The sequence below is a fragment of the Candidatus Vondammii sp. HM_W22 genome (assembly GCF_022530855.2).
Classification (GTDB): Bacteria; Pseudomonadota; Gammaproteobacteria; order Chromatiales; family Chromatiaceae; genus Vondammii.
The window spans coordinates 1,917,433-1,929,329 of the sequence record NZ_CP099567.1; the positions used below are offsets into that span (position 1 = coordinate 1,917,433).

The following is an 11,897-nucleotide window of genomic DNA, read 5'->3' on the forward strand; positions in this document are numbered from 1 at the left end:
CCGCCATGATTTGTTCAGACAGGATTATCTTTATCTATCTAGGATCTACTCCATCTGACACGGGTTGTTAGATCAGCCTGATAAGCTACCACTACAATGTAGGGTTCATCTGCACAAAGGTACCAAACCCACCACAGGATTTAGCTATTGATCAGCCGTATCCACATGCTCGTTTCGTAACTCCTTGATACGGTCTGTCGGAAAATATCGATAGAAGGCGGTACGGCCAATATTCATCGCATCAATGACATCTCCGATGAAGGGATAGTTTTTTGTGTCTTTGAGTAAGGCTTCCCCTTTTTTAATGCCCTGCTCATTTAAAACCTTCGGTCTACCGCCTCTGCGTCCACGCTTATTGGGGTTCTGGGGACATTCCGTCCTAAAGTGACACTTATCGCTACAGCCCACGCCTCATAAGGCTTCTAGAGGTGCCTTAATTTTCGAAATCACTGCAATATCCCAATTATAGTAATATTCCGGCTTTTACGAGAAGCCTATGCCTTATAAAGAACGCCTGACCGTACTCCACGAAGCAGAAATTAACGATTTATATGGCGTTCCCAGCCTGTCACTGGAAGAAAAACGTATCAGTTTTACTCTGAATGATCTGGAGCAGGACGTTATTAAATCCATCAGGGATCGCAATCATAAATGCTATGCTATTGCTCTGCTGGGTTACTTTAAGATCAAGCCCATTCAGCTCAATCCGGCCTACAAGGAATTGAAAGCAGATCTCACCTTTATTGCTGAAGAATATTTCCCTAAATTTAAAGTCCCTCGCTTCAGTGTTAGCAATAAGCAAAAAACACGTATCTACGACAAGATTATAAACCTTCAGGGATTCAAAACATGGTGTGTGGAACAACATCAGGAACCTCTCATTACCTATTTGCAACAGGTTGCTAAATCCTGGATTGAGCCGCGCTTTTTATTTGATGCCTGCACCGAATACTTAGCTCGAAATCATACAGGAATCCCTAAATATACCGTGCTTCAGCGAATTATCAGTCAGGTAATAAAACAGGAACGTAAGCGACTTTCTGATCTATTAAAGACAACCATATCAGATGAATTAGCTACTAACTTGGCTGAGTTAGTTGATGGAAAAGGTATGCTAACCGTTAAAGAACTTAAGCAGGCGGCGAAAAGTTTTAATGCTCCAGAATTGGAGAAAGAGTTGAACGTCAACAAGTTGATTCAGCCCTGGATGGATGAAGTTAATCAAGTGGCCTCTGCTCTATCACTATCGCAACAAAACCGACTGCACTATGCGGCGATGGTTGATTACTACTCTATAACCAAGCTTAAACGCTTCGACCGTGTCACGCAGCAGCTTTATTTACTTTGTTATCTTCAGGAGCGGGTACAAATCAATATTGAACGTTTGGCTGATGGGTTTATTTATCATGTCCGAAAGTTACGTGAAAAAGCTAAAGCGTATGCCAAGGAAATGGCCTATAAAGATTGGGATGGCGCGGTAGTAAATATTAGCAAAGCCGCTGAATTATTATACTTTTTTATTGACGACACCATTGATGACCATGTGTCATTTAGACAAATAAAACAACGGGTACAAGGCTTGCTTGGAGCACGGGAAATAGAATCACTGTGCTTGTATCTGAAGAAACAAAAACGCACGAAAAATGATTACATCTGGGAATTTTATGATAAGCAGCGTGAACTGATTCAGCACTTAATACGCCCCATTTTTTTATGCCTGACCTTTGAAGGATCAGACAATACACAGGCTTTATCTGCACAATTAAATAGAATGAAAAAAGAGTTGTTAGGTGCTGGTGAATTAGCATCGTCAGATCGACGATTGATTCCAGCCAAACACCAATTGTATGTTATCAATATTGATAACAACGTACTCTCTGAGCGTTACGAGTTGATGCTGTATTTAGCAGCTCAAAATAATCTTGGTGGGAAACTCTTTATACCAACGGCTATCAAATATCGTGCATTACACGATGACCTTGTTGGAGATATCCCCTGGGCACAGAAAGACAAGCTACTTAAAGGTTCCATGCTAGATAGCATGAATACAGAGCCTGCCCAGCGGGTTAAATCGATGGAGAAAAAGATGAACGATAAGCTGCAACGGGTTGGCCAGCGCATTGATGAGGGCGACAATCGAAATGTGGTATTGCGTAATCGCTCAGGAAAAACTCAATGGAGGTTGCCGTATTCAGGCACAAAATCGGCTTTAAACAATCCCTTTTTCGATCGTATGAAACCGATTAACATTGCCGATGTATTACGCTTCGTTCATCAGGAAACAGGATTTTTAAAGCACTTTGAGCATGTTCGCCAGGTACAGTCCGGACAGAGTGATCATTTGAATGATTTACTGGCGGCTCTCATTGGCAATGGAACCTATTATGGCCTACACGGCATAGCCAGCATCTCTGATAGATCATCTACGCACAGTACAGGCCAATTATTTGCGACCTGAAACGCTAAACCTCGGCAATGATGCAATTAACGATGCGACAGCGAAATTATCAATCTTCAAGCATTACAATATCCAAAAAGGACTCATTCATGCCAGTGCTGACGGGCAAAAATTCGAATCACGGTTAGAGACTTTTAAAACTCGCTATTCATCTAAATATTTTGGCACGAATATCAACGGATACGCACGGCGTTAATCATGTTAACTTTGCTTTGCTGGACCTGTTTGGCTATATCTTTGCGCCGCGCTATGCTCAGTTTGGAACCGTGATATCAGATCTTTTTGATGTAAATGAGGGAGAAGACAATAAGGCAACGCTCTCATTAAAAAAGCCTATTAATACAGAATTAATTATCGATGAGTGGGATACGATACAGCGCATTATTATATCACTACAGCAGAAGACGATAACGCAGGCGACCCTTGTTAGAAAGCTTTCTGGCTATAGTCAAAACCACCCCTTGCTAAAAGCTTTAACTGAATATAATCGTATGCTCAAGGCCATGTACTTACTGGACTATATTGATGATGCCAGTTTAAGAACTTATGTACAGCGAGCCTTGAATCGTGGGGAAGCTTATCATCAATTACGGCGTGCTATTGCACATGTGAATGGCAATCGTTTCCAGGAAAAATCAGACGATGAGATTGTCTTGTGGAATGAATGCGCGAGGCTATTAACCAACGCCATTATCTATTTTAATTCGCTGATACTGACGCGATTACTTGAGCATTTTGAGGGGGAAAGTGACGATAAGAAGTTGGAAATTATTAAGCAAGTTTCGCCAGTGGCTTGGCATAACATCAATTTGAACGGAACTTACAGCTTTAGCTTTGAACAAAACCTACTAGATTTGGATGAAATTATGCAATCAATCGTGCAAAATGAAAATTAAGCCACCTCTGTAGGCCTTGTGGGGTATGGGCTGTAGAGATAAGTGTCACTTTAGGACGGAATGTCCCCAGAACCCCCTTGTGATCCGAGAACGCTGACAGAAGCGGCAAGATTACGTAGATACAGAACCGGCATTTGCGCTCGGCTCCACTATGGCTGCTCTTTGTTGGTTGAGTGAGGGTTGGGGTGACGAGTGCCGATGTAGTGGATGCTTATGGCCGGGTGATGGATGTGCCAAGTTGAATAAAGTTGAATAGCCCCCATGACTTTAGACCACTCCGCTATTCACTTTGAAACGGTCTTCGTACTGCTGGGGTGACAGCAAACCATTTGTACCATGTCTGTGTGTCGCAGTTGTAAAACAATTCAATGTAATTAAAAATATCTTCTGAGGGTGTCCTGAATTCTGTGTAACTGTCTATCATTAAACCCAAGCATGGTTGAGGAGTTATAGTCAAATCTGGTGTTTAGCCAGTTGAATCAAGCGGCGACCTGATCGACTCCTGCTACCTCAACACCCTCTTTAAATTTGATTCCGGTTATCACCTTCGCCAGATAATCGAAACCCCGTAATCGTCTCCACTTCTTCTCGGCACACCGGCCGAGTTTGAACATCATGTGTAGCATGCCGTCACGCGATAGGCAGCCCTTGGAACGCCTGGTTCGATGGCGGATTGTCCCGAAGGTGGATTCAATCGGATTGCTGGTCCGAATGCTCTGCCAATGCTGCGCAGGAAATTGATAGAAAGCCATCAGTTCCTCTCGGTCTTTGTGCAGACAGATGGCAGCCTTCGGATACTTTGGCTCATACGTTTTGATAAACAGATCAAAGGCCTTTTCCGCATCGGCCTGGGTCTCCGACTGCCAGATGTTATGCAGTGCCTGCTTCGCTTTCGGCTGAGCTGACCTTGGCAGGCAGTTCAGCACGTTCATGGTCTTGTGCATCCAGCAGCGCTGTTGGCGCGTCTCCGGATACACTTCCTCCAGCGCAGCCCGGAACCCCATGGCACCGTCACCGATCGCCAATTTTGGCGAGGTCAGTCCGCGTGACTTCAGTTTCAACAGTACCTCCCGCCAGTTCTGTGTGGACTCCCGTACACCATCCTCAATTGCCAGAAAATGCTTCTCACCACGCTCATTCACGCCGATCACCACCAGGGCACACAGCTTCGTCTGCTCTGTTCTCTGTCCGCTGTAGACACCGTCTACCTACACATACTCCCAATGGCCCTTATCCAGGCGCTCCTCGCACCCGCTCCGATATTCTTCTGACCAGACCTGCTTCAGACGCGATACCCTGCCGGCCGACAAGCCTGTTGCATCCGGAACCACCAGCACTTTCAGGGCTTCACCCATCTCTCCACTGGAAATCCCCTTCAGGTAGAGCCACACCAGCGCCGCTTCCAGTGACTTCGTCTTGCGTACATACGGCGGCACCAGAGCTGATCGGAACGTTACCGGCTCGCCGGTCTTCGCGCGAACTTTGGGGATCTTGACCGTGACCGGCCCCAATCCTGTCTGCAGTTTACGAGCTGGCAGGTGACCATTACGCACCACACCCGCCTTGCCATCCTCTGTCCGTCGCTCGACGTGCTCCGCCAACAGCTCCAGCAGCTCGGCCTCCACCACCTGGTAGATCAACTGCTCTGCACCGCTTCTCAGCAACTCTGTCAGCGGATCGATAATCGTATCGAGACCTGCCAGCTTAACAACGTTATTCTTACTCATGGTGGCGTATCTCCAATGGTTGTTTTGATGTCTCGCAACAACAAATCAACCAGATACCCCGCTCTTTTTCAATTCCTTTCAAACACCACTTTCAGTTATAACTCATTGGTTGAGGATAGGCACTATGAACAAGAAAGAACTATAGGCGATCGCTCATGCGGTCGCTAAAAACATCAAGACGGAAGACGACCTCAAAGACTTCCAGCAGATGCTAACCAAGATTACGGTCGAAGCGGCACTGAACGCTGAGTTAGATGATCATCTTGGCTTTGAAAGACACGAGCAGTCCGCAGCTGCCAATAACCGCAACGGCTATGCCAGTAAGACTAACCGAACGGAAGCTGGCCAGTTCGAGCTCGATACGCCACGCGACAGAGCTGGGAGTTTCGAGCCCAAGCCCGTTAAAAAACACCAGCGTCGATTTACTTCCATGGACGACAAGATTATTTTCTTGTATGCTCAGGGCATGACAACACGAGAAAATCGTCACGACCGTTAAAGAAATGTACGGTGCTGATGCCTCCGCAACCTTGATTTCCAAAGTGACTGACGCTGTTATTGAACAAGTGATTGAATGGCAACCTAGGCCACTAGATGCGGTCTATCCCATTATTTACCTGGATTGTATTGTCGTAAAAATCCGGCAAGACTTAAGAAAGTGATCAATAAGGCAATTTATCTGGCACTGGGCGTGAACATGGAGGGCCACAAGGAATTGTTGGGGCTCTGGCTGTCTAGAGAATGAGGGTACCAAGTTCTGGCTCAATGTACTCACAGAGCTCCAGAATCGCGGCGTGAAGAATATTTTGATTGCCTGTGTCGATGGCCTGAAGGGCTTTCCAGACGCAATCAATACAGCGCTTCCCGAGACTCAGGTCCAGCTCTGTATTATGCATATGGTACGGAACTCGATGAAGTATGTGCCCTGGAAAGACTACAAGGCAGTGACGGCAGACCTGAAGAAAATATATAAGCCTGTCACCGAAGATGAAGCGCTACTGGAACTTGATAATTTCTCTAACCGATGGGACAATAAATATCCCCAGCTCAGCCGTTCGTGGCGCAGCCACTGGCACAATCTTAATACCCTGTTTGGCTACCCTGAGGACATCCGCAGGGCAATCTATACAACCAATGCCATCGAGTCAATGAACAGCGTGGTTCGCAAGGCAATTAAAAAAACGGAAGCTATTTCCGACCGACGACTCGTCAATGAAAGTGGTGTACCTGGCGGTGCAGCAAGCATCAAAAAATGGACCATGCCGATTCACAATTGGAAACCAGCACTGAATAGATTTATGATTGAGTTCGAAGAACGTTTGGCGGGATACATTTAACCCGGACTGTTGCACAGAAAACTTTACAGGTTCGTACCGGATAACCAATACTAAGTGTATTTTCGATCTCGTGATGCGTTTTGGGACGTCCAAATCCCCAAAACGCACCGATATTCGACAGCCTGTTATTGCCTCGGTCGCCCTGCGTACGTGCCACTTCGCCACACTATCGTTTTACTCGACGCAGACTAAGCAGCACTCCCAGCAAATAGCTGGCCGCCATGTTCGGAAGCCTGCTTTGCTTCCATTTTATGACAATAAACTCGCTATCCCGGCTTATCCGGCACCTCAGGCCGCTTCTCAAGCAGCAACACCGCCACCAAGTAGACCTACAATACTGATCTCCAACCCACCCTTTCCCTTTTTGGTAGGGCTTTTTTAAAAACACAATATCTTGTGTTTTTATTTTTTTCTTTTCTTTCCGCTACTTACGCTCCCTATAAAACTATAGTACATTGTTTTTATTGGATATAATATTTTTATTATAGACATGACAGTCCCTTGACAGCAGCTATACCCAGCCATAATATTTATTGTGTAAACACAATATATTGTGTTTTATGCAAAAATAAAGTCTGGGGAGCACTGTATCTAGCCTAGTCACACCGTCCAGACGCTATAGGTACATACTGAGGCTTTCCCCGAAAAAAGCAGATATTACGCATTAAGTGGCAAAGATCCCGCTTCGATGTCACCAAAACAACGCTGTCCAAGGTTATCGGCTCCTTCGACCCGATAACACTCGGACTACGAATTACAAATACTCAAGGACTCGCCCGATTATGATAAGTGCACATCCCAAAGCAGTTCCCGCTACCGCCGCTGAGATCCTCCTGCAGGATGCGTCAATGGATATCTGGGATACTAAATATCGTTTGAAGACGAAAGATGGCATCCCTGTCGACCGGGATATCGACGGAACCTATCATCGGGTAGCCAAAGCGTTGGCTGAGATCGAGAAGACCCCTGAGTTGCAAAAAGAGTGGGAAGAACGTTTTCTCCAGGCGTTGAGAAATGGCGCTATTCCGGCCGGTCGTATCACCTCCAATGCAGGTGCACAGGCTCACAAACCTGCGACATCCACCATTAACTGCACCGTCTCCGGAACCATTCATGACTCCATGAACGAAATCCTTGGAAAGGTGCATGAAGCCGGCCTGACTCTTAAAGCCGGCTGCGGCATAGGTTATGAATTCTCTACTCTGCGTCCCAAAGGTGCCTATGTGAGCGGTGCAGGCGCCTACACCTCCGGGCCTCTCTCCTTCATGGATATCTATGACAAGATGTGTTTCACCGTCTCATCCGCAGGGGGACGGCGTGGTGCCCAGATGGCCACTTTTGACATAGGCCATCCGGATGCCATGGATTTTATTAGCGCCAAGCGTGAAGACGGCAGGTTACGCCAGTTCAACCTATCCCTGTTAATCACCGAAGAGTTCATGGAGGCGGTGAAATACGATGGGAAATGGGATCTGGCTTTTCCGGTAACTGAAAAAGAGGTTCAGGAAGACCAGTTGAACCTGAGCAACTCAGAACAGATTGTCTGGCGCGAATGGCCATACAATAAGGACTTTATAACTGATGAAACAGGCAATAAGGTCGCCTGCAAAATATACAAGACCATCCGGGCACAGCGACTCTGGGACATTATTATGTCCTCCACCTATGACTATGCGGAACCCGGTTTTATTCTCATCGACAAAGTCAATGAGATGAATAACAATTGGTTTTGCGAAAACGTCCGTGCCACCAACCCCTGTGGCGAACAGCCACTACCTCCCTACGGTGCCTGCCTGCTTGGCTCAATCAACCTAACCAAGTATGTACGCAAACCGTTTACCAAAGAGGCCAGTTTTAACTGGGAAGGCTTCAGGGAAGTGGTGGCGGTGTTCACCCGGATGCTGGATAACGTGGTTGATACCAATGGCCTGCCGCTGGAACAGCAACGCAAGGAGATCGAGCTTAAGCGTCGTCATGGCATGGGGTATCTCGGTCTGGGTTCATCCATGACCATGCTAGGCATGAGGTACGGTAATAAAGAGTCTCTGGAATTTACCGAGCAGGTGACGAAAGAGCTGGCATTGATCGGCTGGCGCACTGGCCTGCAACTGGCAAAAGAAAAAGGCCCCGCTCCAATTATGATGGAGGAATTCACCATCACCACTGAAATGCTGGCTCAACGCCCGGAAATGGCAGTGGATAACTGGCAGGTCGGTGATAAAATCAAGGGGAAAATCCTCCACGCCAAATACAGCCGCTATATGCAGCAGTTGGCGAAAGAGGATCCTGAGCTGGTGGCGGCAATAGCTGAGATCGGCTGCCGGTTCACTCATCACAGCTCTATCGCTCCCACTGGCACCATCTCTCTCTCACTGGCCAACAATGCCAGTAACGGTATTGAGCCTAGTTTTGCACATCACTACTCACGCAATGTGATCCGTGAGGGTAAAAAAACCAAAGAGAAGATAAATGTATTCAGTTTTGAGCTGCTGGCTTATCGGGAATTGGTCAATTCCAATGCCATGCCCTACCCCGAAAAGGATGATGAGCAGTTGCCCGACCATTTCATCTCAGCGGACCAGATCACACCAAAACAGCATGTGGATGTTCAGGCAGCCGCCCAGAAATGGATCGACTCATCCATCTCAAAAACGGCCAATGTACCGACTGGTTACCCTTACGAGGAATTCAAGGATATTTACCTCTACGCCTATGATCAGGGCCTGAAAGGCTGCACCACATTCCGTTTCAATCCGGAAGTATTCCAGGGTGTACTGGTGAAGGAAGAGGACCTGGAAAACACCACTTACCGCTTCACGCTGGACGACGGTACAGAGATAGAGGCCAAGGGTAACGATGAGATCGAATATGACGGCGAAACACATACTGCCGCCAATCTCTTCGATGCAATGAAAGAAGGCTACTACGGAAAATTCTAAAGGATCGCGACTGAATCAGTGAATACTCGCTCTCCGAATGTACAGGGTTAAACAAAATGACAATCAAGATCGACAGAAAAATCGTAAGTTACCGCGTTGTCCAGGAAGAACAAGCTGATGAGAAAGTGCTGGAGACTGTGGTCGAAAAGACGAGCAATATCGTCCATATGCATGAAAAACTGGCTCGGCCGGAGGTGCTCTTCGGCTCCAGTTACAAGATCAAGACCCCGCTCTCCGAACATGCCCTGTATGTAACGATAAACGATATTATCCTTAATAAAGACACAAGTCATGAGATTCGCCGCCCGTTTGAGGTCTTCATCAACTCCAAGAACATGGATCATTTTCAGTGGATCGTTGCACTGACCCGTATTATCTCTGCCGTGTTCCGTAAAGGTGGTGACGTCACCTTCCTGGTGGAGGAACTGCGTTCAGTCTTTGACCCTGCCGGTGGTTATTTCAAAAAAGGGGGGAAATATATGCCCTCCCTGGTGGCAGAGATCGGTGATGTCATTCACTGCCACTTGGTAATGATCGGCATGCTCCAGTCGGATGAGCCGGATGAGCATCAGAGGAAGCTGATTGAAGAGAAACGGGCGGAATACAAAAAATCCCACCAAGTCAAAGAAGGGGTCAATGACAGCAGTTTTCCTGATGGGGCGGCGCTCTGTAAAAAATGTAATACCAAGGCGATGATTCAGATGGAGGGCTGCCTTACGTGTCTTAATTGTGGTGATTCCAAATGTGGGTAATGTCGTAAGGAAGGTAGGTAATCATTAATTAGTGATTATCCGGAAACAGTAAAGATCAATGTAGAGTATGCGGGGGGTTACCCACTGCTGTCCCACTTATTTTCAGCGAAAACAATAACCCTGATTGAGGCGAAGCTATCTGCAGATCCGGCGGGGCCTAAACAGCTGTATCAAGTCTCGCTTAGCAAATAAATTCAGATTTCTCTGATGGGCTCTACTGCTTCAGAGCAGTTACAGATGCTGGATGTGATTATATGCCTATCGTCACTGGCGGTGGGCGAAAGTGTACCCAGCTCTCCACCTTTAAATGACTGAATACCATGCTTGGTAATATCAAGAATATTTTGCAGGGAACCTTTCATGCTATTCGTAAAAAACACGTACCTCGTTATCTCGCCGAGTTTGAATATCGCTTTAATCGCCGGTTTAATCTTCTGGCTATGATTGAACGATTGCTCTGCGTCGCGTTACGTACACCACCGATGCCTTATCGCCTCCTGAGGATGGCTGAGGTTTATGGGTAATCAGGTAAATCTATTCAGTGCTGGTTTCCAATGACGGATCGGCATTGTCCACTTTCTCGATGCGGCCTGAATTGCTAGGTGGATTATCTTCTTCGCCGAGTCATCGGTTGGAAACAACTTCCGCTCGTCTGTCTTCCGGGTAGTTGAACTGCGTGTTGAGATTCTGCCAATGGGCACTCCAGGAGCGGCTGATCCTGGGGTATTTGTTGTCCCATCGGTCAGAGAATTTATCCTGCGCCGGTAAGGCTTCTTCCTCGGTGATGGACTGGTAACTCTTTTTCAAATCAGCCGCCATAGGCTTGTAGTCTTTCCAGAGCACCTACTTCATCGGGTTCCGTAGCATATGTACAATACACAGCTGGATATTCGGAAAAGCCGTTTTGATTGCATCAGGAAAGCCTTTTAAGCCATCGAGACAGGCAATCAAAATATCCTCCACACCGCGATTCTGAAGCTCTGTCAGCACGTTCAGCCAGAACTTGGCACCCTCATTCTCCGACACAGAGCCCCGATAATTCCTTGCCGCCTTCCAGGTTGACACCCAAAGCGAGGTAAATTGCTTTGTTGATCACTTTCTTGTCTTGCTGGATTTTAACGACAATGCTATCCAGATAAACAATAGGCTGAATCGCATCCAGGGGGCGAGATTGCCATTCGACAACCTGCTCGATAACCGCATCAGTAACTTTGGATATGAGTGTGGCGGAGACATCGGCTCCGTACATTTCCTTGGATGTCGTGACGATTTCGCGGGTCATCCATACCCTGAGCATACAAGAAGAGGATCTTGTCATGCATTGAGGTAAATCGACGCTGGTGCTTTTTAACCAGCCGGGGTTTAAAGCTGCCCGCTCTTTCTCGTGGAGCATCCAGTTCAAACGGGCCATCTTCCGTTTGCAAGGTCTTGCTGGTAGTGCCGTTGCGGCTATTACTCGCTTCGGACGGTTCATGTTTGGCAGAGCCAAGATGATCATCCAGTTCAACGTTGAGTGCTGCCTCGACCGTGATTTTGGCCAGCATTTGCCGAAACTCGTTGAGATCTTCTTCAGTTTTTAGCGGCCGCTTGGGCTATCGCTTGGAGCTCTTTCTTGTCGATCATCTGCCTATCTTCTCCCTTGTTTGGGTTTAATGATAGGCAGTTACACAGAATTCAGGACAGTCTTCTAATTTCGGGGTAAATTCTATTTTCCCCTTGTTATCTACTTCACAGAAACTCTGTGCTTTGGTTCCGCAGGAAGTAAAGTCTCAGTCACACTTTTGAATT

Annotated in this window: 3 protein-coding genes and 5 pseudogenes; 5 read left to right on the forward strand and 3 right to left on the reverse strand. The window is 46.9% G+C overall.

The window, feature by feature from the left end; all coding sequences use genetic code 11:
• Positions 1–144 precede the first annotated feature (144 nt).
• On the reverse strand, positions 145–408 hold the full coding sequence (locus MN084_RS10700; protein WP_241086418.1) for a helix-turn-helix domain-containing protein: 264 nt from the start codon (positions 406–408) through the stop codon (positions 145–147).
• An 88-nt stretch (positions 409–496) separates the two neighbouring features.
• Between MN084_RS10700 and MN084_RS10705 the strand changes: the two are divergent.
• Positions 497–3,354: pseudogene (locus MN084_RS10705) on the forward strand (Tn3 family transposase).
• Positions 3,355–3,833: 479 nt separating this feature from the next.
• Here MN084_RS10705 and MN084_RS10710 read toward each other — a convergent pair.
• A pseudogene (locus MN084_RS10710) lies at positions 3,834–5,081 on the reverse strand (IS256 family transposase).
• Positions 5,082–5,289: 208 nt separating this feature from the next.
• On the opposite strand from MN084_RS10710, the pseudogene MN084_RS10715 reads away from it, so the two are divergent.
• The 4 genes and pseudogenes from MN084_RS10715 to MN084_RS10730 form a co-directional block, all read left to right on the forward strand.
• Positions 5,290–6,418: pseudogene (locus MN084_RS10715) on the forward strand (IS256 family transposase).
• Between the two features lie 782 nt (positions 6,419–7,200).
• Positions 7,201–9,357 (forward strand): adenosylcobalamin-dependent ribonucleoside-diphosphate reductase, encoded by a 2,157-nt coding sequence (locus MN084_RS10720; protein WP_241086417.1) that lies wholly within the window; start codon positions 7,201–7,203, stop codon positions 9,355–9,357.
• A gap of 56 nt (positions 9,358–9,413) precedes the next feature.
• Positions 9,414–10,109: a TSCPD domain-containing protein gene (locus MN084_RS10725; RefSeq protein WP_241086416.1), complete on the forward strand. Its 696-nt coding sequence runs from the start codon at positions 9,414–9,416 to the stop codon at positions 10,107–10,109.
• 203 nt (positions 10,110–10,312) lie between these two features.
• Positions 10,313–10,633 (forward strand): annotated as a pseudogene (locus tag MN084_RS10730) (transposase); the annotation flags it as partial.
• Here the strand turns inward: MN084_RS10730 and MN084_RS10735 are convergent.
• A pseudogene (locus MN084_RS10735) lies at positions 10,634–11,732 on the reverse strand (IS256 family transposase).
• Between the last annotated feature and the right edge of the window lie 165 nt (positions 11,733–11,897).